14 protein-coding genes and 1 tRNA gene are annotated in these 21,707 nt (G+C 71.0%); 4 read left to right on the forward strand and 11 right to left on the reverse strand.

Going from position 1 to position 21,707, the window contains the following annotated elements; translation table 11 throughout:
* Nucleotides 1-35: 35 nt before the first annotated feature.
* The 4 genes from DQ384_RS16235 to DQ384_RS16250 form a co-directional block, all read right to left on the reverse strand.
* Nucleotides 36-7,565 carry a type I polyketide synthase gene (locus DQ384_RS16235; RefSeq protein WP_114029653.1) on the reverse strand — a complete coding sequence of 2,510 codons (7,530 nt, stop codon included), beginning with the start codon at nucleotides 7,563-7,565 and terminating at the stop codon, nucleotides 36-38.
* On the reverse strand, nucleotides 7,549-7,839 hold the full coding sequence (locus DQ384_RS16240; protein ID WP_114029654.1) for an acyl carrier protein: 291 nt from the start codon (nucleotides 7,837-7,839) through the stop codon (nucleotides 7,549-7,551). The genes DQ384_RS16235 and DQ384_RS16240 overlap by 17 nt, the downstream gene beginning before the upstream one ends.
* Before the next feature lie 61 nt (nucleotides 7,840-7,900).
* On the reverse strand, nucleotides 7,901-9,208 hold the full coding sequence (locus tag DQ384_RS16245) for an NAD(P)/FAD-dependent oxidoreductase (protein ID WP_342769407.1): 1,308 nt from the start codon (nucleotides 9,206-9,208) through the stop codon (nucleotides 7,901-7,903).
* Nucleotides 9,209-9,514: 306 nt separating this feature from the next.
* On the reverse strand, nucleotides 9,515-10,096 hold the full coding sequence (locus DQ384_RS16250) for an RNA polymerase sigma factor (protein WP_114029656.1): 582 nt from the start codon (nucleotides 10,094-10,096) through the stop codon (nucleotides 9,515-9,517).
* A gap of 247 nt (nucleotides 10,097-10,343) precedes the next feature.
* Between DQ384_RS16250 and DQ384_RS16255 the strand changes: the two genes are divergently transcribed.
* Together DQ384_RS16255 and DQ384_RS16260 are read left to right on the forward strand one after the other, a co-directional pair.
* Nucleotides 10,344-11,060: a TetR/AcrR family transcriptional regulator gene (locus DQ384_RS16255; RefSeq protein WP_114029657.1), complete on the forward strand. Its 717-nt coding sequence runs from the start codon at nucleotides 10,344-10,346 to the stop codon at nucleotides 11,058-11,060.
* A 245-nt stretch (nucleotides 11,061-11,305) separates the two neighbouring features.
* Nucleotides 11,306-11,722: a hypothetical protein gene (locus DQ384_RS16260; RefSeq protein WP_114029658.1), complete on the forward strand. Its 417-nt coding sequence runs from the start codon at nucleotides 11,306-11,308 to the stop codon at nucleotides 11,720-11,722.
* 97 nt (nucleotides 11,723-11,819) lie between these two features.
* Here the strand turns inward: DQ384_RS16260 and DQ384_RS16265 are convergent, their stop codons facing one another.
* The 4 genes from DQ384_RS16265 to DQ384_RS16280 all read right to left on the reverse strand — a co-directional run bounded on the left by DQ384_RS16265 (nucleotide 11,820) and on the right by DQ384_RS16280 (nucleotide 15,456).
* Entirely contained in the window at nucleotides 11,820-12,770 is a 951-nt protein-coding gene (locus tag DQ384_RS16265; RefSeq protein ID WP_114029659.1) for a GlxA family transcriptional regulator, read from the reverse strand.
* A gap of 336 nt (nucleotides 12,771-13,106) precedes the next feature.
* Nucleotides 13,107-14,060 carry a MerR family transcriptional regulator gene (locus tag DQ384_RS16270; protein ID WP_114029660.1) on the reverse strand — a complete coding sequence of 318 codons (954 nt, stop codon included), beginning with the start codon at nucleotides 14,058-14,060 and terminating at the stop codon, nucleotides 13,107-13,109.
* A gap of 253 nt (nucleotides 14,061-14,313) precedes the next feature.
* A tRNA-Pro gene (locus tag DQ384_RS16275) sits at nucleotides 14,314-14,387 on the reverse strand.
* A 163-nt stretch (nucleotides 14,388-14,550) separates the two neighbouring features.
* Nucleotides 14,551-15,456: a metallophosphoesterase gene (locus DQ384_RS16280; RefSeq protein WP_114029661.1), complete on the reverse strand. Its 906-nt coding sequence runs from the start codon at nucleotides 15,454-15,456 to the stop codon at nucleotides 14,551-14,553.
* Nucleotides 15,457-15,585: 129 nt separating this feature from the next.
* Here DQ384_RS16280 and DQ384_RS16285 point away from each other — a divergent pair, with 129 nt between their 5' ends.
* Complete coding sequence (locus DQ384_RS16285; protein ID WP_114029779.1) at nucleotides 15,586-16,041, forward strand: GatB/YqeY domain-containing protein; 456 nt, start codon at nucleotides 15,586-15,588, stop codon at nucleotides 16,039-16,041.
* Between the two features lie 271 nt (nucleotides 16,042-16,312).
* Here DQ384_RS16285 and DQ384_RS16290 read toward each other — a convergent pair whose 3' ends face one another.
* The gene (locus tag DQ384_RS16290; RefSeq protein WP_114029662.1) at nucleotides 16,313-18,592 is read right to left on the reverse strand and encodes a transglycosylase domain-containing protein; all 2,280 of its coding nucleotides are present in this window, start codon (nucleotides 18,590-18,592) and stop codon (nucleotides 16,313-16,315) included.
* A gap of 269 nt (nucleotides 18,593-18,861) precedes the next feature.
* Here DQ384_RS16290 and DQ384_RS16295 point away from each other — a divergent pair, with 269 nt between their 5' ends.
* Complete coding sequence (locus DQ384_RS16295) at nucleotides 18,862-19,158, forward strand: WhiB family transcriptional regulator (RefSeq protein ID WP_114029663.1); 297 nt, start codon at nucleotides 18,862-18,864, stop codon at nucleotides 19,156-19,158.
* A 154-nt stretch (nucleotides 19,159-19,312) separates the two neighbouring features.
* Here DQ384_RS16295 and bagB read toward each other — a convergent pair whose 3' ends face one another.
* Together bagB and bagA are read right to left on the reverse strand one after the other, a co-directional pair.
* Nucleotides 19,313-20,482 (reverse strand): ATPase BagB, encoded by a 1,170-nt coding sequence (bagB, locus tag DQ384_RS16300; protein ID WP_114029664.1) that lies wholly within the window; start codon nucleotides 20,480-20,482, stop codon nucleotides 19,313-19,315.
* Nucleotides 20,483-20,558: 76 nt separating this feature from the next.
* A complete protein-coding gene (gene bagA, locus DQ384_RS16305) occupies nucleotides 20,559-21,563 on the reverse strand; it encodes an ATPase BagA (RefSeq protein WP_114029665.1) in 1,005 nt (334 codons plus the stop codon).
* Nucleotides 21,564-21,707: the final 144 nt, after the last annotated feature.

Here is a 21,707-nt window from a genome sequence, read left to right on the forward strand (position 1 = left end):
TCCATCCGCGGGATATGTCAACGTGCGTGGGGCATTTAGTGCGCGCCGCCGCTGTCGCGGCAGATCGCCTGGACCCCGGCGAACCGGGTGAGGACCCGTCCGTCGCCGTCGCAGGCGCTGACCGTGCAGCGCACCATGGGGCCGCTGACGGTCACCTCATCGACCACGATGAGGAAGGGCTCGCCCGCGGGGATCGGCGCGTGCGTCTCGGCGTGGCCGATGCCGGCCGGAAGGCTGGCCTGGCCGGTGTGCCGGCGCACCCACACCAGGACGGCCTGCAGCAGCAGGTCGGCCAGGACGGGGTCGTAGTCGCCGGTGCCGTACGCGCCGGCGGCGAACGAGGTGCCCGGCAGCTCGGCCCGCAGGACCATGCGCCGTCCCGGGTCCAGCACCCGGCGAAGACCGCGCAGGCCGTCGCCGTGGAAGAGGGTGCCGTCCTCGTAGGCGGTGCAGGGCTCGCCGGCGTCGAGGCCGGGCAGCCCGGCCAGCGGTGCCGGCGCGGAGCCCGCGGGCTCCACGACCGCCCTGTAGCGGGGCCGGCCGTTCTCGTCGCGCACGTCGACCTTGGTGCCGGTCGCGTGCGGCGTCAGGGTGAACCGCAGCTTCGCGGGGGCCTCGGCGTCGAAGACCACGCCCTTGAGGACGGTGAAGTCCCGCGCGCCGCCCGGCTTCGCTCCGGTCACCTCCTCCGCCGCGGCGAGGATCCCGCCCAGCGCCACCGTGGCGGGCAGCACCGCGTGCTCCCCGATCCGGTGGTCGGCGAGGACCGGCTCCCCGGCCACCGCGCCGAGGTCCCGGGTCACCGTGACGCCCTTGGCGGGCAGCGCGGGGGGCTCGGCCTCCGACAGGGGCTTGTCCGGCCCGATGACGCAGACCAGGTCGGCCGAACGCTCGGCGTCGAACTGCTCGGCGAACATCCGCGCGCCGGTGCGCAGCGGGATCAGATCCACGCCGCGCTCCTTGAAGAGCCGGGCGAGCTCCGGAGTGACCATGCCGCCGTCCCAGGCGCCCCAGTTGATCGAGGTGACCCGGGTGCCGGGGTTGGCCCCCCGCAGACGGGACGCGATCCGGTTGAGCGCCTCGTTGGCCATGGCGTAGTCGGACTGTCCCTGGTTGCCGAAGAACCCGGCGACCGAGGAGAAGAGCACGACGTGGCGCAGCCTGGCGGGGTCCAGAGCGGCGAGCACACCGGCCAGGCCGGCGAGCTTGGTGCCGAGCACCCGGTCGATGTCCTGCGGACGCTTGTCCACGATGAGCTGGTCGGCCAGCACACCGGCGCCGTGCACCACCCCGACGACGCGGTCGCGGTAGGCGGCCAGCGCCGTCCGCACCGCCGCCGGGTCGGTGACGTCGACCGGCACGTACGTGGCGTGCGCTCCGGCCTCGGTCACCTCCGCCAGGGTCTGGCGGATCTCCCGCTGCGCCTTCAGCTCCCGGAACCGGGGCTCGATGTCGCGCGGGGTCACCTTCAACCCCTCGGCCTTGAGGGCCGCGGCGATGGCCGGCTTGAGCTTGTCCAGCGGCACGTCCCGCGCCCACGCCGGCTCGTCGGCCAGCGGGGTGCGGCCGAGCAGCAGCACGCCGGTGCGGTGCCGCTTGGCGAGGTCGATGACGCACGCGGCGGTGACGCCGCGACCGCCGCCGGTCACCACGAGCAGCTCGTCCGCGCCGGGCGGGGCGATCCGCCCTTCACCGGCGGGGGCGCTCTCGCCCAGGGTCGTCGTCCAGCGGGCGCCGTCGGAGGTGTGGCCCACCTCCCGCAGCGCGACGCGGGCGTCGTACAGCTCGGCCAGGACGATCTCGCCCACCCGCTCGTACGGCAGCTCGGCCGCGACGTCGATGGCGCGGCAGAACACCGTGGGGGCCTCGATGGCCAGGGTCTTCACCAGGCCGGAGACACCGCCGAGCGTGACGGCCGCCAGCCCCGCCTCGCCGGTGTCGCCGGGGGACGGGGTGACGCCGAGGCGTCCGTCCAGGCGGGACACGGTCACGAAGGCGGCGCGGCCGTTGCGGGCCGACGCCTCCAGGGTGCGCTGGGTGTCGCGGGCCAGCATCGCCGCGTCGCGCAGCGCGGTCAGGGCGGTGGCGGTGCCGTCGACCTGCTCGGGAGCCACGTACAGCACCACGTCCGGCCCCTCGTCGAGGGCGGCGCCGGGCTCGGCGGTACGCCATCCGGCGCCGCGCAGGGCATCGGTCAGCGCGTCGGCGAGCGGGCCGCCCGCCCCGGCCACCAGGGCGACCGGAGCGTGACGGTAGGCGTCCTCCAGCCGGTCGGCGGCCGGCAGCCGGGTCAGCCCGGCCTGCCAGCGGTCGATCCGCGGGAGGGTTTCAGCTTTTGGGCCGTTCACCACCTCCGCCCCGTTCGGCGCGGAAGCCGATCCGGCGACGAATCCGATGATGTCGTTCAGCGTTCGCAGCTCGGCCAGGCGTTCGGGGCTCACCGAGGGGGAGCCGGGGAAGGACTCGCGGAGGGCGCCCATGATCTCCACGCGCTTGATGGAGTCGATGCCGAGGTCGGCCTCGACGTCCATGGAGGGGTCGAGCATGTCGGTGGGGTAGCCGGTCTTCTCGGCGACGATGGTGAGCAGGGTGGTGCGGACGGTCTCGGCGTCGTTGCCGGCCGGGGCGGCCGCGACCGGAGCCGGAGCCTGCACGGGGACCTGCACAGGGGCGGGCGCTGGGGCCGGGGCGGCGACGGCGGCTCCGGCGACGAATCCGATGATGTCGTCGAGCGTCCGCAGCTCGGCCAGGCGCTCGGGGCTCACCGAGGGGGAGCCGGGGAAGGACTCGCGGAGGGCGCCCATGATCTCCACGCGCTTGATGGAGTCGATGCCGAGGTCGGCCTCGACGTCCATGGAGGGGTCGAGCATGTCGGTGGGGTAGCCGGTCTTCTCGGCGACGATGGTGAGCAGGGTGGTCCGGACGGTCTCGGCGTCGTTCCCGGCCGGAGCGGGCGCGACCGGAGCCGGGGCCGGAGCCGGGGCGGCGACGGTGACGGCGACCGTGACGGCGGGCTCGGCGACGGGGGCCGGGGCCACGGGCGCCGGAGCGACGGGGGCCGGGGCGGGGACGGGGGCGGGCGCCTGGGTGGGAACCGCGAACGTCGCCGGAGCGGCGGGGGCGGCCGTGGTCGCGAAACCGGTCTCGGTCTCCTCGGTCCAGCCCGGGCGGGACATGGTGCCGATGGCGCGCATCTCGTAGGCCGGAGCGACCGCCTGCGGCAGGCTCGGCGCCGCCATGTCGCCGCCGACCGTACGGCCGGGAGCGATCATGCTGTTCTCGAGCTGGGCGAAGCTGCGCAGCACCTCGCTGGCCCAGACGTGGCTCTGCCCGATGGCCAGGCTGTGCTCGGTGACGGCGGTGATGCCCGCGATCGTGTTCTCCGACGGCCCGGCGTCCTGGCGGCTGCCCTCCTCGACGAGGTTGGTGAGCCGCTCGGAGAGGCGGAGCTGGCTGTGCAGGTAATCGCCGTGCATGGCGAGGTGGCTGGCGGCGATGGCGCCGACGCTCGGGACCGTGCTCGGAGCGTGCCCGTTCCCGTTGTGGCCATTGCCGTTGTGACCGTTGGTGCCGTGCCCGTTGGTGGTCTGGCCGTTGGTGCCGTGCCCGTTCGTGCCGTGCCCGTTCGTGGTGTGGCCGTTCGCGGCGTGCCCGTTGGAGTGGGCGACGCCGTTGCCCGCGTGTCCGTTGCTCACGTGTCCGTTCCCCGTGTCCGCGTTGCCGTTGTGTCCGGTGGACGGCTCGGCCGGGGCGCCGCTCGCGGCCACCCCTTCGACCTGGTAGCCGTTGTCGAGTGCCTCCTGGTACGCCTGGCGGCGCGCCTCTGGCACGTAGTTCACGCCGTTCAAGTCGATCGTCATCCCCTTGGCGGGCGGCTGCTCGGCCGCCGTCGCCTGGTACCGGTTGAAGCCGGCCAGCGGCAGGCCGAGGACGGCCAGACGCGCGGCGAGCTGCTTGAGAGCGAGGTCGCCGTCGCGACCGGGCCCGGCGTCGGCCGAGAGCACGACGACGTCGGGGCGGTCGGCGAGGATCCGGCGGACCAGGCCGGTCAGGACCTTCTTCGGCCCGAACTCGACGAAGACCCGGAACCCGTCCTGGTACATCTGCTCCACCCTGGGCGCGAAGGCGACCGGGTTGGCGAGCTGCTGGACGAGGATCCGCGCGTTCTCGTCGGTGTTGGCGCCGTACCTGGCGCCGTCGGTGTTGGCGTAGACCTCGATGGCGGGCTCCGCGACGACCGTCGAGCCGACGGCGGCGCCGAACCTGTCCACCGCGTGCGTGACGTACCGGGTGTGGAAGGCCGCCGCGACCGGCAGCGGGCGGGCCGTGACCCCGGCCGCCTCGCACGCCTTGACGAAGGCCGCGACCGCGTCACGGCCGCCGCCGACCACCGTCTGGTCGGGCGCGTTGATGTTGCAGACCACGACGTCGGGGTGACCGTCGAGCAGGCCCTCGACCGTCGGCACGTCGGCGGAGACGGCGGCCATCGTGCCCGGGTCGTCCCCGGTGGCCTCGTTCCGCTCGGCCATCGCCGCGCCCCGCGCCCGGGCGAGCCCGAACATCTGCTCGCGGCTCAGGCTGCCCGCAGCCCAGAGCGCGGTCACCTCTCCGAAGCTGTGACCGAGCGCGCCCTCCGCGGTGAGGCCGAGGCCGGTGAGGTAGGCGTACTGCCCGGCTGAGACCGCGCCGATGGCGGGCTGCGCGTAGTCGGTGCGCCGCAGGGCGTCCTCCTGCGCGCGGCGGGTGTCGTCGTCGAACGCGGGCGGCGGGAAGACCACCCGTCCCAGCGGCTCGGCGCCGGCGAAGTGCGCCGCCGCCGCGTCGAACGCCTCCCGCACCGGCGGGATCGCCATCGCCGCCTGCCCGGCCATGCCGACGTACTGGCTGCCCTGGCCGGCGAACAGCGCGCCCACCTTGCCCGGCACCGCCGCGGCACGGCGGTAGTACGCGCCGCCGGGAAGCTCGAACGCCTCCTCGGCCGGGTCGCCGGCGAGGCGCCGGACGGCCTGTTCGCGCAGGCGGTCGAGCTCGGCGTCGTCCCGGGCGACCACGGCGAGCCGCGCGTGCCCGGCCGGGACCGGCGTGGAGTCCTCCAGCCCGCGCGGGTTCTCCTCGACCTGCTCCAGCAGGGCCTTCGCGTCCTCGCCGTGCCACACGTGCACCCGGGCCGTCCGGTGCAGCACCGTCAGGCCGGTGCCGCTCGGGTCGTGCTCCTCCAGCACGCAGTGGAAGTTGGTGCCGCCGAAGCCGAACGACGAGACCGCCGCCCGGCGCAGGGGCCGCTCCGGCTCGGTGATCCACGGCCGCGTCCGGGTGTTCACGTAGAACGGCGAGGACTCGAACTCCATCGCGCCGCGGGGCGTGGTCACGTTGATCGTGGGCGGCAGCAGCTTGTGGTAGAGCGCCAGGGACGACTTGATCATCCCGGCGGCGCCGGCCGCGGCCTTGGTGTGCCCGATCTGGCTCTTGACGCTGCCGAGGGCGACGTCCTGGCGGTTCGCGCCCGCGGCCATGAACACCTCGCGCAGGGCGCTGACCTCGGTGAGGTCGCCGACCGGCGTGCCGGTGCCGTGGCACTCGACCAGGCCGATCTGCTCGGGGCCGAAGCCCGCGTCCTCGTAGGCCCGGCGCAGGGCGACCATCTGGCCCTCCTTGCGGGGGGCGTAGATGCTCTTGTACCGGCCGTCGCTGGAGGTGCCGATCCCGCGCAGCACCGCGTAGATGCGGTCCCCGTCGCGCTCGGCGTCCTCAAGACGCTTCATCGCGAGCATGCCGATGCCCTCGCCGATCAGCGTGCCGTCGGCGGCCTCGTCGAACGGCCGGATGTCCCCCACCTTGGAGAACGCCGGGGTCTTCGAGAAGCACAGGTACATCAGGATGGTGTTCTCGGCGTCGCAGCCGCCGGTGATCATCAGGTCGGCGCGGCCGGAGATGAGCTCCGACGCCGCCATGTGCACGGCGGCCAGCGAGCTGGCGCAGGCGGCGTCCAGGGTGCAGTTCGTGCCGCCCAGGTCGAAGCGGTTGGCGATGCGGCCGGCCACGACGTTGCCGAGCATGCCGGGGAAGGAGTGCTCCTCCCAGGGGGCGAACGCCTTGACGAACTTGGCGGCGATCTCCTCGGCGTCCCGCTCGGTCAGGCCGCAGCTGCGGACGACCTCCTTGAGGACCGGCGTCTGCAGGCGGGTCGCCAGCGGCTGGGTCAGCGAGTTCGCGCCGGTGATGCCGAGCACCACGCCGGTGCGCTCCGGCCTGTACCACGTGGAGCCGGTCGCGCCTGCGTCGGCCAGCGTCTGCTTGGCCACCACCAGGCTGAGCAACTGCAGCACGTCGGTGACCTCGAGGGTGTTCGGCGGCAGGCCGAACTCCAGCGGGTTGAACGGCACGGTCGGGACGAACCCGCCGCGCTTGGCGTACGTCTTGTCCGGCGCCTTGGGGTCGGGGTCGTAGTGGTCCTCGATGCGCCAGTGGGTCTCGGGCACGTCTTCGATGCAGTCGACGGCGTCGACCACGTTGCCCCAGAACTCGCTCAGGTCGCCGGAGCGCGGGAAGAGCGCCCCGAGCCCGACGATGGCGATGGGGGTGTCCCCCGTACGCCGGGCCTTGGTGTTGTCGCTGTCCATGACACGGTCCGTTCCGGTTGAGAGCGTCGCGTTGTCGGCGGCGGGCCGCGGGTCGCCGGTGACCCGCGCCGGTCGGGCGCGGTCGCCCAGCAGTTCGAGCGCGGCCCCGGCGATCCGGTCCACCGCCTCGCGGTCGTGCAGCATCGTGTAGTGGTCGCCGGGGCACCCCAGCACCGTCAGGTCCTCGGCGAGCCCGGCCCAGCCGAGCGGGTCGGCCACGTCCAGCAGGCCGCGCTCGGGCCGGACCAGGACGACCGGCACCGGCACCCGGCGCGGCTCGTAGGCCTGGGCCAGCCGGTTGTTGCGCACCAGCCCCTGCAGGTAGGTGTCGAGCACCTTCCGCAGGCCCGGCAGCGTCGTGTCCGGCCGCAGCGCCCCGTGCTCGCGCGCCGAGTCGAGCACGGCGCGCAGGCCCTGCTCCCGGTCCTTCGGAATCGCCCCGCCGACCGGGATCTCGACGCCCCTGCGGGCGCCCAGGTACATGGCGAACCAGCGCAGCACCACGTCGTCGTCGAGGTCGCCGTCCAGCCGGGTGTACTCGGGCACCGGCGCGATCGTGTCCAGGGCCAGCAGCGCCGCCGGCCGCTCGGACTCCTCCAACAGCCCGGCGAGTTCGAGCGCCACCACGCCGCCGAAGGACCACCCCGCCAGGCACCACGGCCGGTCGAGCAGCCCCCGCCGGCGCAGCTCGCCGGCCGTCCGCTCGGCCAGCGCCGGGATCGACGTGGCCGGCGCGTCGCCGCGCAGGGCCGCCTCGAAGTACTCCGGCACGTGCTCCAGGTTGACCACGTGCAGGGCCGCGCCGGGCGCCAGCGCGGACGCCAGGTCCGCGTAGACGGTGGCCGGCAGCGCGCCCGGGTGCACCAGGATCACCGACGGCGCGTCCGCGGGCGCGGACCCGACGCGGGTGACCGTCTGGGGCGGCTTTCTATCGCGCCGTCGCATCGCGCTGCTTCTCCACGATGTAGCCGGCAAGCTCGTTGATGGTGGGGTGGTACCACAGTGCGGTCGTTTCCAGTTCGAAACCGAGCCAGTTCTCCAATTCACCGGAAAGCACGAGCGCCTCGGTGGAGTCGAGGTCGAACTCGTCGAAGTACTGGTCGGAGTCCACCTGGTCGGCCGTCACGCCGAGCCGGTGGGCGATCTTCCCGACCAGCCATTCACGGACCTCGTTCTCGGTCAGTTCCGCGCCGGAGCCGGCAGTCACCTGGTTAGTCATCGCATTCCTCGCTACGGACCGTTTCCGTACGTGTTGTGGAAAAGAGAGGCCGCTGGACGGCCTAGTCGCCCTTCGGGCCGATTCCCGCCGTGCGCCGGACGGCGTCCGCCGCCGCCGCGCCGGAATCGAACGCCGATTCGTGGCTGCCGATGATGTCGATTCCCATCTTCCTGGAGTGGAAATAGGAGCCGGCGAACTTGATGCGCGAATCGTCGTTGTTGATCGAGCGGATGTCGCGCTGGAGTGCGCGCACCTCGGTCGTGAAGACGGGGTGGCGGTAGGCCATTTCCCGGATCACGGCGTCCTCGCGGACCGGCAGCGGGCAGTCCAGCGTGACGAAGTAGTCCTTCTCCGCCCGCAGGTGCTGCAGTTCGTTGAGGTAGTAGACGACCCAGGACTGCTGGCCCTCGCCCTCGCCGACGCGGCCGTAGTTCCAGCTGCGCCACCGTTCCCGGTCGGCGGGCATCACCGACGCGTCGCTGTGCAGGATCGCCCGGGTGTCGTGGTAGCGGATCACGTCGAGCCGCCGCTGGGCCGCGGTGGGCTCGGCGAGCATGCCGAGCGCGTCGTCGGCGTGGGTGGCCAGGACGACGTGGTCGAAGCGCTCGGGGCCGTCGGGACCGTACAGCACCACGTGGTCGCCGTCCTGCCTGACCTGCTTCACCGCCGCGTCGACCCGCACGTCCACCCCGGAGCGGGCGAACCGGTCGGCCACCCGGCGGACGTAGGAGATGCTGCCTCCGGTGACCGTGCGCCAGGGCGCGGTCTGGCCGCCGAGTCCTTCGTGGCCGTGCGCGAAGAAGAAGGCGATGACCGTGCTGGCCGGCATCTCCCAGATCCGCTCGGCCGGCACCGACCAGGCGGCCGTGGCGATCAGCACCACGAAGCCGTACCTGAACGCGGCACTGTAGCCGTTGCGGTCGAGGTACTCCCCGAGGGGAATGTCGGCGCGCCGCCGGACGAAGTCGCGCGGGGCCTCGGACATGAATCGCCGCGCCTCGCGCCACAGGTCGCTGAAATCGGCGTCGTAGCGCTGCCGGATCTGCTCCTCGTTGAGCTCGAAATCCTCCGAGACGTAGCTGCGTCCACGGTCCAGGTCGAAGAAGCAGAATCGCCCTGGGTGGTCCTGCGTCGGTACCCCGAGTTCACCGAAGAACGCGGTGAGCATGGGATAGTGCGCCTCGTTGTACACGATGAAAGCCGTGTCGAGCCCGAGGGTCGTGTCGCCCTCGCGCACTTCGACCGTGTTGGCGTGGCCTCCCAATCTGGAATCGGCCTCGAACAATGTCACGCGCGCGTCGTCGCGCAGATGATACGCGGTGGACATCCCCGCTATCCCCGCACCGACGACCGCCACTCGAGGGGTCACCCGTGCCCTCCCGTCTCCATCCGGTTGCGCTTCTCATGGATAAAGAGAGGCCGGTGGGCGGTCTGGATACACGTTCGCGGGAAGTTTTCCGGATTTGTTCGGGCGCCTGAAGATCGAAATCCAGGGGGTACACGACAAAGTGACCGGCCCACAGTGCGGACCGGTCACTTTCGCAGGTCATTCGGGAGACGAACTAAGGTTTGGGGGATCGCCCGGATCGCCGGGCGAGGAGAGGCGACGGCCCGTCGGTGAGATCGGACCGGGCGGTGGGCGCGAGTGGGGCGTTCGGCCGGCGCTACGAACGGATCATGCGACCAGGGCCGGTCGCCGCTGGACGCTGTCGCGGAGGCGACGCAGGATCCGGTTGCGGGTCGGGCCGATCGAGCCGCGGGGAATGCCCAGCGCGGCGCTGATCTCGTCGTAGCTCAACGCCGGCTCGTGCAGCAACATGGCCAGCAGCGCTTGGTGGTGCTTGCTCAGACCGCGGAACGCTTCGAGCATGCGCGGGTCCTGCCACCGGTCGACGACGGTGTCCTCGACCGACACGGTCTCGTCGGGCCAGTCGTCGAAGGGCGCGTGGTCGCCCACGGGCACGTGCCGGCGACTGCGCTCGATGAACTTGATCGCTTCTCTGCGGGTGATGGTCACCAGCCAGGACGCGAACTTCGCGGGTTCGCGCAACCTTTCGATGTTCTCCACCACGCGCAGCCAGGTGAGCTGGCAGACGTCTTCGCAGTCCGCGCTTCGTAATCGAAACGATCGGGCCACGGACCAGACCACGGGGGTGTACAGCTTGATGAGCTCGCTCCAGGCCCGCTGGTCGCCCGCCTGGCATGCCGCCGTGAGCATCTCCCGCGGGCACGGGCGGACCGCTCCGGCGTCGCCCATCTGAGCCGCATCCCCGTGCACGTCTGTCACTCGCCTGGTTTCCTGAACGGCCGCATCCACTCGCCTGCCTCCTTCATGGAAACTATTACGATCGAAGGTAACATCCGTTCTTCCTAGATGCTTCCGCTATCGCCGGACGCTAGAGTTAACACCCGGTAACACTTGACGAGATGAACCGGACAGGGGTGGATCATTCGCTACGGTGCCCGAAGGATCCGCGCGAACAACCGAGCCGTGGAGGGTCGCGATGACTAGTTCGCCACGCCGTCAGAGGGTCCGCGACGCTACGCTGCGGGAACTGATCTCCGTGAGCCGCGAGATCCTGACCAGTCAGGGGGTCGACGGCCTGACGATCCGCGCGGTGGCGCGCGAGATGGGCATGACGCCACCGGGCATCTACCGCTACTTCGACAGCCATCGCAAGCTCATGGACGCGGTCATCATCGACACCCTCGAAGAGCTGACCGAGTACATCAGCTCGACGATCTCCGAGGTCGACAAGGCCGACACCGCGGGCCGCCTCATCGTCGCCAGCCGCGCGCTGCGCCACTGGGCCGTCGAACACGCCCAGGAGTTCCAGCTCGCCCTGGTCGCCTCCTCTCCCGAGGAGGAGGACGAGTCGGTGGGGGAGGCGCGCCGCCAGGTGGGCGGCCTCTTCGGGGACGTCTTTGTCGACGTCTGGCACGACTACGGGCTGTCGGCGTCCGTCCCCGGCACGATCTCCGCCGACACCGAGGCGCTGGCCGACCGTCTGCTCGAACGGCTGCAGATCCCGCTGCCGTCCACCCAGGCAGCGGTCACCTTCACCCGCTGCTGGCTGAGGCTGTTCGGCGTGGTGTGCGTCGAGTCGCTGGGCCTGGCCCGCGCCATGGGGGATCATGGAGGCGCGCTGTTCGAGGCGGAGCTCGCCGACCTCGTCCGCATGCTCGGTCTGCCAGAGTCCGTCCTGAACACCGCTCGCTGACGTGCCTTCTTCCCCGCCGAGCGCGAAACTGGTCCAGCCCGCCGGTTTCCCGGCGGACACACGCCGCCCCGCCGGCCCGTCCCACGACACTGATCCAGTTCGCCCCCGGCGGGGTAAGACTCGCCCCGGCCCGCCGGTTCCGTCCGGCGGGCATGACATTGACCAATCCCGCCCCGGCGGGGTAACGGTCGCCCCGGCCCGCCCGTTCGCCGACTTCCCGCGATTATGTCCCCGACAGGAGAGCCATGCCCCCCCTGCAGCTCAGCCAGGAGACCCAGTACATCGCCGGTGCCATTCTGCTGACGATCGTGACCATAGAGTTCGGAGGCTGGTTCCTCACCAGGATCGTCCGCGGTGAGGTGCCCATGACCCCCTTCCAGCAGGCCTTCGCCCGAGCCGGCCACGCCCACGCCGGGGTGCTGGTCATCCTCAGCCTGGTGTGCCTGATCTTCGTCGACGCCACCGGCCTCGGCGGCGTCGCCGTCTGGGTCGCCCGCCTCGGCGTCCCCGTCGCCGCCATCCTCATGCCCGCCGGCTTCTTCTTGTCGTCCCTGGGCCGCGACGTCACCAAGCCCAACCGCCTGATGATCCTCCTGTGGATCGGCGCCCTGTGCCTGGCGGCAGGCGTCCTCACCCTCGGCATCGGCCTGCTGACAAGCTGAAGCCCACCACCCCCGCGAAGGCCGCCCGCGACACTCGCAGGCGGCCTTCGCCGTGTCAGGAGATGTCAATGGACCCGATGATGCGCGGCCTCCAGGATCAGCCGGCCCGGGAGTCCTGGAAGGCGGCCCGGTAGGAGTTGGGAGTGGTCCCGACGACGCGCTTGAAGCGGTCGCGGAACGCGGTGGGCGAGCCGAACCCGACCTGGGCGGCGATCCGGTCGACGGGGTGGCTGGTGGCTTCGAGCAGGTGCTGCGCCCGGCGGACGCGGGTGCGAAGCAGCCATTGTAGCGGGGTCGTGCCGGTCTGCTCGCGGAAGCGGCGGTTGAGCGTGCGGGTGCTCATGCCCGCGTGCGCGGCGATGTCCTCAAGCGTGAGGTCCTTCGCGCAGTTGTCCTCCATCCAGTCCAGCACCGGTTCCAGGACCGAGCCGCGCGGAGTGGGCGGCAGGTCGTGGACGATGAACTGTGCCTGCCCGCCCTCGCGCTCCAGCGGCATGACGGACAGGCGCGCCGCGTCCGCGGCGACCGCGGAGCCGTGGTCGCGGCGGATCAGGTGCAGGCACAGGTCCAGTCCCGCCGCGGCTCCGGCCGAGGTGAGGAACTGGCCGTTGTCCACGTACAGCACGTTCGGGTCCACGTCGATCTCGGGATGCCGCTCGGCGAGCCGGGCGGCGGCGGCCCAGTGGGTGGTCGCGCGCAGGCCGTCGAGCAGTCCGGTGGCGGCGAGGATGAACGCGCCCGAGCAGATCGACGCGATCCGCGTCCCACGAGCGGCGGCCCGCCGCAGCGCGTCCAGGACCTCGCCCGGGACGGCGACGTTCTCGGTACGCCCCGGCAGGATGATCGTGTCAGCGTCCTCCAACGCCTCCAACCCCCACGGCGCCCGCAACGCGAACACCCCGGCGTCGACACTCGCCCCGGCCCCGCACACCCGAACCCGATAGCCGGCCCGCCCATCCGGCAACCGCGTACGCCCGAACACCTCAACGGGCGTGGCCAGATCGAACGCGACGACCTTGTCCAGCGCGAGGACGACCACCGTGTGCATGGCAAGAACATAGCGCCAGGCAAAACTGTCATTGGCCGCCGTTACCGTCGGTCCATGGTTCGCGATCCTGCATCTGTTCGATCGCGACGGTCGGCACCTCAGGTCCGAGATCAGTCCGTTCGTTGACGGCACTGAGGCAGAGCGCGCGTTGAAAGACACACGTGGATGCGATCCATAGCGACGGCCCCGTCTTGGATCACTGGCCGGCCTGCTTCCGGTCTACAGCTTCAGTGCACGACCCCAAGCGGGCTAGATCGCCAGCGCCAGTCGAACGCCCCGAGACCCTCGCGGCCTGATCGAAGCCGCGAGGACCGGGCTGGCCGCCAGGGCGCGGGACTACTCCACGCGGGACTGCTGCCCAGTGCGGGCGCGCAAGGCTTGCGTGAACCACGTGAACACCGGCGCCAGGCTGGGCGGGACGGGCCATCCGTTGATCACGGCCAGCAGGTGCCAGTAGCGTTCCGCGCGGGGGTCGCCGGCGATCTCCAGGCGGGTCAGCAGCCATTGGAGCAAGTCGGCGTCGTCGGCGCGGCTGAAGGTCTGCGCATAGCGGGCGGTGAGGGCGTCGATGATCGGTGCGGCCTCGGCCGAGGCCGCACCGATGCCGGCATCGAGCGCGCGGCCGACGCTGTCCCGAACGGTCTCGGTGAGATCGTGGTGCAAGCCGGTGCGGTCGCCTCGGGCGCGCTCGGCCGCCTGGTACTCCGCCATGCGGCGCACGGCGGCGCGGAAGTCGGGATCCTGGGTGAGCTCGGCGAGTTCCACCCAGGCGTCGACCTGCTCGGGTTCGGGGTCGTCCGGCAGTTCGGGCATGGCCGAGCGCATCATGTCGACGAAGTCGGCGTTGGCGTCGAGCCCACCGAACGTGTCGTCGATGAAGTCGGTGATCAGGCGTCGGCGTTCGTCGTCGGAAAGCTTGGCGAGCTTGTGCATGAGGTCCATCTCCTCGGGGCTGGAGCCGCGTTTGGCCACCGCGCGCAGCACAGCGCGCCGCAGTCGCAGAGTGCGGATCTGCACCTCCAGAGCATCGGCGTGCGCGGCCGCGACCTCGGGCACCGAGACCTCCCGGTCCAGCACCTGCCGGATGACGGCAAGGTCGAGGCCCAGGTCACGCAGGGTGCGCACCAGATCCAGACGTGTGAGCGCGCCGATGTCGTACAGCCGGTAGCCAGCCGGGCTGTGGTCTGTCGGCGGCACGATCCCGGTGTCGGAGTAGAACCGGATGGTCTTGACCGTCAGCCCGGTCCGCCGGGCCAGGTCACCGATCGTGAAGAGCGTGTCGCCGTCCATGCCCGCACTCTCGCGCCTCCCCCTACGGGAGACTCAACCCCAGTCTCCCCGCTGGGGCGCCAATCCACAGGTCTTGACAATTACTCGTGCGCGGCGCGCCGATCAGCGTCTGCGCCAGGGCACGGATGTCCAACCACCGTAGCGGGATGAGTGAGTGTGCCAGGGCAACCGTGCAGCGGCAGGCGTAGTCACTCAGAAGATCTAAAGGCCACTTCCGAAGATCGGAAGTGGCCTTCTAGCTGGTACTGCTGGGTCGGGGTGGCGGGATTTGAACCCACGGCCTCTTCGTCCCGAACGAAGCGCGCTGCCAAGCTGCGCTACACCCCGGTGCACGGGCTTTGCTTTGCTCGTGCTCGCATGAGTCTAGCGGACTTTGGGGGTACTCGCGTCACCCTGGAGCGTGGATCGGGGTGGGGTTCCGGTGCGGCGGAGGGGTCGGGGGCCAGGGGCGGACGGGGTCAGGGAAGCAGCGGACGGCGGGCTTCCGGGGTTAGGGGCGGCCGGGGCGGCGAGGGACGAGGGTGAGGAGGGTGGCCTCGGGGGGGCAGGAGAAGCGGGCGGGGGCGAAGGGCGAGGTGCCGAGGCCCGCCGAGACGTGGAGCCAGGCGGACTCGTGCCGGCTCAGGCCTTTCACGCGGGCGCGGTCGATGCCGCAGTTGGTCACCAGGGCCCCGTAGAACGGGATGCAGAGCTGGCCGCCGTGGGTGTGCCCGGCGAGCAGGAGCTGGTAGCCGTCGGCGGCGAAGCGCGACATGTTGCTCGGCTCGGGGGAGTGCATGACGCCCAGGCGAAGGTCGGCGTCGGCGGGGGCAGGGCCGGCGATCTCGTCGTAGCGGTCGCGGTTGATGTGCGAGTCGTGGATGCCGCCCACGAAGACGTCGAGGTCGCCCGCCTTGACCCGGGCGGTGGTGTTGTTCATGTCCAGCCAGCCTGCGGCGGTCATGGCGGCGCCCAGCTCCGTCCAGGGCAGGTCGGGGATGTGGCGGCGCCTGTCGGTCTTGGACGAGCGCCACAGGTAGCGGGCGGGGTTCTTGAAGTGCGGCGAGTACAGGTCGTTGGACCCGTAGACGAACAGGCCCGGACGGGACAGGAGCGGCTCGACCGCGCGCATGTAGGCGGGGATCGCGTCGGGGTGGGCGAGGGTGTCGCCGGTGTTCACCACCAGGTCGGGTTCGAGCGCGTCCAGGGAGCGGACCCAGTTGATCAGACGCGTGCGCCCAGGGGTGAGATGCAGGTCGGAGATCTGCAGGACCCGGACCGGCCGTTGCCCCGGCTCCAGCACCGGTACGTCGAAGCGGCGCAGCCGGAACCAGTTGCGCTCGATGATCGACGCGTAGCCGAGCCCGGCGGCGCCGAGACCGAGCAGGGACAGGGGTATCGCGGCAGCTTTCCTCACCCCTTCATCATGCCCGAGCCGGGGTGGGTATGCCTCCCGCCCGCACGACGAGCCCTGAGGTGGCGGACGGCGGCGTGGTGCGGGGAAATGCGGGCGAGAGTGGCATGGGGACACGGCAAGATGGTGACCATGAGTGCTTTGAAGGACAAGCTGAAGGCCGACCTCACGACGTCGATGAAGGCGCGGGACGAGGTGCGCACGCGGACGCTGCGCATGGCCCTGGCGGCCGTCAGCACCGAGGAGGTCGCGGGCAAGGAGGCGCGCGAGCTTTCGGACGACGAGGTCGTCAAGGTGCTGACCAAGGAGGCCAAGAAGCGGCGTGAGGCGTCCGAGGCGTTCGCCGGCGCGGGCCGCGCCGAGCAGGCCCAGGCGGAGCAGGACGAGCAGGCCGTACTCGAGGAGTACCTCCCGGCGCAGCTCAGCGACGAGGAGCTCGACCGGCTGGTCCAGGAGGCCATCGCCGAGAGCGGCGCCGAGGGTCCGAAGGCGATGGGCCAGGTGATGAAGGTTCTCAACCCCAAGGTCGCCGGGCGCGCCGAGGGCGGCAGGGTCGCCCAGGCCGTACGCTCCCGCCTCGCGGGCTGAGTCCGAGGCACTCGCCCGGCGCCCCACCGGACGGCTTCGGCACGCCCTCGCACACGCGAGCGGCCACCGACATCCCCGGCGACTCGGCGAAGATCTCCAGGGCGATGATCGACGCGCCCGGGCTGCCCAGGTGGCTGCTGCTCGGCTCAGACGCCGACGCGCGCCGCCCTGAGCGACCGCCTGGCCGCCGTGGAGGCGCAGAAGGACCTCGGCTGGTGCACCGGCGCCGAGGACTACGTGGCCGCCGTCTGAAGCGGCGGCCACGGGTGGCTCAGTTCCTGGTGTTGGTGGTGGCGGCCGGTACCTGGAACAGGCCGGTGGCGTCGTCGGGGTTGCCGGGAGGGTTGGGGTTACCGCCGCCGCCACCACCACCGCCGCCACCGTCGCCGCGGCCGTTCGGCACCTCGAACGGGTCGCCGTTGTTGCCGCCGTCGCGGATCGGGTCCTTCTTCGGCGGCTTGGGCGCGCAGCCTCCGCTGCACCCGCCGAACTCGCTCATGTCCGGCGGTGTGAAGGACGACGCCTCGATGCCCTTCAGGGCGTTGACGAACGTTTCCTTCCAGATGCGCCCGGAGATCGTCGCACCGAAGACCTCGCCGTAGGTGCGGCCGCCGATGCGGATGTTGCGCAGCGGGTGGGTGTAGGACCCGCGGGGGTCGCCAAGGCTGACGGCGCCGGCGAGGTCCGGGGTGTATCCGGCGAACCAGGCGGTCATGGAGCCGTCCGTCGTGCCGGTCTTGCCCGCCGCGTCCCGGCCGATCCCTCCGACGCTGGTCATCGTGCCCTTGGTGAACACCCCGGACAGGATGCCGCTGACCGCGTCCGCGACCTTCTCGTCGAGCGTCTGCTTGCAGGTGGGCTTGAACGGGGTCGTCTTGCCGTCGCGGTCGGTGATCGAGGTGATCGCCATCGGCTTGCAGTAGTTGCCCCGGGCGGCGAACGTGGCGTACGCGGAGGCCACCGTCACCGGGTCCATCTCGTTCACGCCCAGGGTGAAGGTCTCGACCTCGCGCAGCTTGCCGCCGTCGGCGCGCTTGATGCCGAGGTCCTTGGCGGTCCTGACGACGTCGCACAGGCCGACCTTCTGCTCCAGCCTGAGGAAGAAGGTGTTGACCGAGCCCCAGGTGCCGGTCTGCAGGGTCTTGAACCCGCCGCCGCCCTCGGAGTTGTGCGCGACGTGGCTGGGGTCGCCGACGTTCTCGCCCTTGCAGTTCTTGAAGTCGCTGTAGCCGTTCGCCTGGAAGCTGCTGCCGGAGTTGATGCCGTCCTCGTACCGCATCCCCTCCTTCAGCGCCGTGGCCAGCGTGAAGGCCTTGAACGTCGACCCGGCCTGGAAGCCCGAGCCGCCGCCGTGCGCGACGTCGGCCACCAGGTTGTAGTTGGACTCGTTCTTCTTCTTGCTGGTGCCGAAGTTGCGGCTCGCGGCCATGGCCTTGATGGCGCCGGTGCCGGGCTCGATCAGCGCCTCGGCGGCGACCGGCTTGTCGGAGGCGTTGACGAACTTCTTGATCGCCTTGTCCGCGGCCTTCTGCATCTTGGTGTCGAGCGTGGTCTTGATGATCAGGCCGCCGCGGTTGAGGAACTCCCTGCGCGCCTTCTCGGTCTTGCCGAACTGGCGGTCGTTGAGGATCTCGTGCTGGACGTACAGGCAGAAGTACGGGTAGGCGCTGGCCTCGCAGCCGCCGGGGATGGCGATGTCCTTGTAGGTCAGCTTCTTGGTCTTGGCCTCGGCGGCCTGCTCGTTGGTGATCTTCCCGAGCTCGGCCATGCGGTCCAGCACGACGTTGCGCCGGGAGAGCAGGGAGGCGCGGTGCTGCTTGCCGAGGTTGGGGTCGGTCGCGTTGGGGTTCTGCACGGCGCCGGCGAGGGTGGCCGCCTCTTCGAGGTTCAGCTCGGAGGCGGGCTTGTCGAAGAACCGCTTGGACGCGGCCTGGATGCCGTACGCGCTGGCGCCGAAGTAGGCGATGTTGAGGTACCGCTCGAGGATCTCGTCCTTGGTGTACTTCTCCTCGATGGCCATCGCGTACCGCAGTTCGTTCAGCTTCCGCGACACGGTCGGGGCGATGGCGGCGGCCTTCTCCTCGTCCGACTCGGCCTTGTTGAAGATCACCTGCTTGACGTACTGCTGGGTGATGGACGAACCGCCCTGCGCGACGCCGCCGGACTTGAAGTTGGTCATCAGAGCGCGCGCGGAGCCCTCGAGGTCGAGCGCGCCGTGCTCGTAGAAGCGATAGTCCTCGATCGAGATGATCGCGGTGCGCATGATCGGCGCCACCTTGTCCAGGGGCACCGATTCGCGGTTCTGAAAGTAGAACTGCGCGATCTGTTTGCCCTTGGAGTCGCGGATCTCCGTCTTCTCCGGTAGCGGAGGCTCTTTCAGGTCTTCGGGCTTGAGGTTGAGCACGTCTGTGGTGCTCTTCACCCCCATGCCCGCTCCGCCCACGGCGGGCAGCGCGATGGCGGCCGCCAGCACCCCCGCGGCCACGGCGGCTCCGATGAGCCGCAGCAGGTTGACGAACACCGACCCCTGGGCTTTGCCTCTCGCTTGCACAAGTCCAAGGGTATGCCGAAGCGATGACTCAATCAGTACCCAAAGTCCATTTCGCATTGACTCGCGCGCTACCCGCGCGGGGGATGACTAGTCATTCCCGGCCACATGGCCTGACATGACCATGTGGGAAATTGACCCGCCCGGGGTCTGTCGGTCCGAACGTCTGGTTGCGTACGTTCTCCTCTGCGGCAACTGAATAAGGAGGCTCGACGCCCGCGCCCGTCGGCCGCCAAGTGACGACTGACCACCTATAGGGGAGTGGGGTCGAAATGTGGATCACGGATTGGACCTCCCGTGCCGCCTGTCGAGGTGCGGATCCTGACGCGTTGTTCGTGCAGGGTGCCGCGCAGAACAGGGCGAAGCTCATCTGCCGAGGATGCCCGGTCCGTACGGAGTGCCTCGCGGACGCGCTGGACAACCGGATCGAGTTCGGTGTCTGGGGCGGAATGACCGAGCGAGAGCGCCGCGCGCTGCTCAGGCGGCGACCGGACGTGACCTCCTGGCGCGACCTTCTCGAGGTCGCCAAGGAGGAGTACGAGCGGACCAACGAGCTGATCGCCGGCTGAGTTCAGGAGCGCCGGGCAGCGTCGCCCCGCGCTCCACGACATGACGGAGGGGCCGAACACCGGCCCCTCGATGGCGCCACCGGGTCCGAGTCCCTTCACCGACTTCCGGCCCGACGACCACGCGGTCGTCGGGGCCGTCCTGAGGCTCCCGCGCTCAGGAGGACAGCAACTCGCCGATCTCCCGCAGACCGGCGAGGTCGTGAACGTCCTCCGGCATCGCGGGAACCTCGGAGATCGGCACGGTGGGGTGGGCCGATGTGAAGAGTTCTCGTTCCCGGTGCTCGCGCGCGGCGAGTTGCATCCGTCCGGCGTGCAGCCGCAGTACGGCGGCGGTCAGCTCGTGCTCTCCACGTGCTTCGAGATCTTCGGCGGCGGCCGCACTGCGCGCGGCCGAGAGGGCCGGCGCCGGAGACCGGTGCACGCGGTTGATCACCAGGCCCGCCAGGGGCATGCGCTCCTCGGCGAGCCGTTCCACGAAGTACGACGCCTCGCGCATCGCGTCCCGCTCCGGGGCGGCGACGACCACGAACGCCGTGCCGGGCGCCTGAAGCAGCCGGTACGTCTGCTCGGCCCGCTGGCGGAAGCCGCCGAACACCGCGTCCAGCCCGGCGACGAACGTCTGGATGTCCTTGAGGAACTGGGCGCCGAGGATCTTCGTCAGCACCCCGGCCACCAGGCCGAAGCCCGCGTTGAGCAGTTTGAACGCGCTACGTCCCCCCGCCTTCGCCGGGGCCATCAGGATGCGGATGAGCCGCCCGTCCAGGAAGCGGCCGAGCCGTTCGGGGGCGTCCAGGAAGTCCAGCGCCGACCGCGACGGAGGCGTGTCGACGATGATCAGGTCCCATTCATCCGAGTGGCGGAGCTGGCCGAGCTTCTCCATGGCCATGTACTCCTGCGTCCCGGCGAAGCTGGACGAAAGCGACTGGTAGAAGGGGTTCGTCAGGATCTGCCGGGCGCGCTCCGGGTCGGCGTGCGCCTCGATGATCTCGTCGAACGTCCGCTTCATGTCGAGCATCATGGCGTGCAGCTCGCCCGGCCCCTTCACGCCGGAGACCAGGCGCGGGGTGTTGTCGAGCTCGGTCAGGCCCATGGACTGCGCGAGGCGGCGGGCCGGGTCGACGGTCAGCACGACCACGCGGCGTCCGCGCTCGGCCGCCCGCAGCCCGAGCGCGGCGGCCGTGGTCGTCTTCCCGACGCCGCCCGAGCCGCAGCACACCACGATGCGGGTGCCGGCGTCGTCGAGGATCGCGTCCATGTCGAGCACGGGCGAGACCCGGCGGCCGGCGTCCCCGGCGGCGGTGGGTGCGGGTGCGGTCGAGGTCATGTCGGGGACGTCCTCCGGTGGGGGCTGCGCAGATCACACGACGGGCACGCGCGGGGCTTGACGGGCGGACGCGGGCTCACGCCGCCCCCTGCGCGCGGATGGCCTGGGCCAGCTCGTGGAGGCCGGCCGGGTCGGCGCCGTCGGGCAGCAGCGGCAGCTCGTAGCGTGGGGTCTTGGCCTTGGCCAGCGACCGCCGCTCGCGCCGCTCCAGCGACGTGCGCCGGGCGTGCTCGGTGATCTCGGCGGCGAGGGCCTCGGCGAACGCCGAGGCGTCCGCGGGCCCGTCGGCGAGGCCCGCCGCCTTGAGCCCGAGCGCGAGCTCCCCGGGGTCGAAGTCGTTCTTCATGGCGGCGTCGAGCGCCGTCTTGGGCAGCAGCTCGGGGCGGACCATGTTGATGAAGACGCCGCCGACGGGCAGCTTGGCGGCGTGCAGGCTCTGGATGCCGTCCAGCGTCTCCTGGACGGGCATCTCCTCCAGCAGCGTGACGAAGTGGACGGCCGTCTCGGGCGAGGCCACCACGCCGCGCACCAGGTCGGCGTGGTTCTTGATCGGGCCGATGCGGGCGAGGCCGGCCACTTCCGAGGTCACATTGAGGAACCGGGTGATCCTGCCCGTGGGCGGCGCGTCCATGACGACCGCGTCGTACACCCGCTTGCCGGACTTGTCGCGACGGCGTACGGCTTCGCTGGTCTTGCCGGTGACGAGCACGTCGCGCAGGCCGGGGGCGATGGTGGTCGCGAAGTCGACCAGGCCGATCTTGTTGAGCGCCTTGCCCGCGCGCCGCATGCCGTAGAACATCTCGACGTATTCGAGCATCGCCTCTTCGGGGTCGATCGCGAGCGCGTAGACGTCGCCGCCGCCGGGCGCCACGGCGATCCTGCGCTCCTCGTACGGCAGGGGCGGGATGCCGAAGACCTGGGCGATGCCCTGCCGCCCCTCGACCTCGACGAGCAGCACCTTGCGGCCGCCCGCCGCCAGGGCGAGGGCCAGGGCGGCGGCCACCGTGGTCTTGCCGGTGCCGCCCTTGCCGGTCAGGACATGAAGCCGTACGCCGTCCCAGTCGATGTCGCGAGCGCTCACCTTCCGAAGGCTACCCAACGGTCACTTGGCGATTCGCCCTTCCCCGCCTCGTGGACATCCCCGCGACGCCTTCCGCCGGTCGGAAACGCCGACGCCGGCGGGCTGCCGCCCGATCGTCCCTTACTTCGCAAAACGTCCCGCAAA

The organism is Sphaerisporangium album (assembly GCF_003323745.1).
Classification (GTDB): domain Bacteria; phylum Actinomycetota; class Actinomycetes; order Streptosporangiales; family Streptosporangiaceae; genus Sphaerisporangium; species Sphaerisporangium album.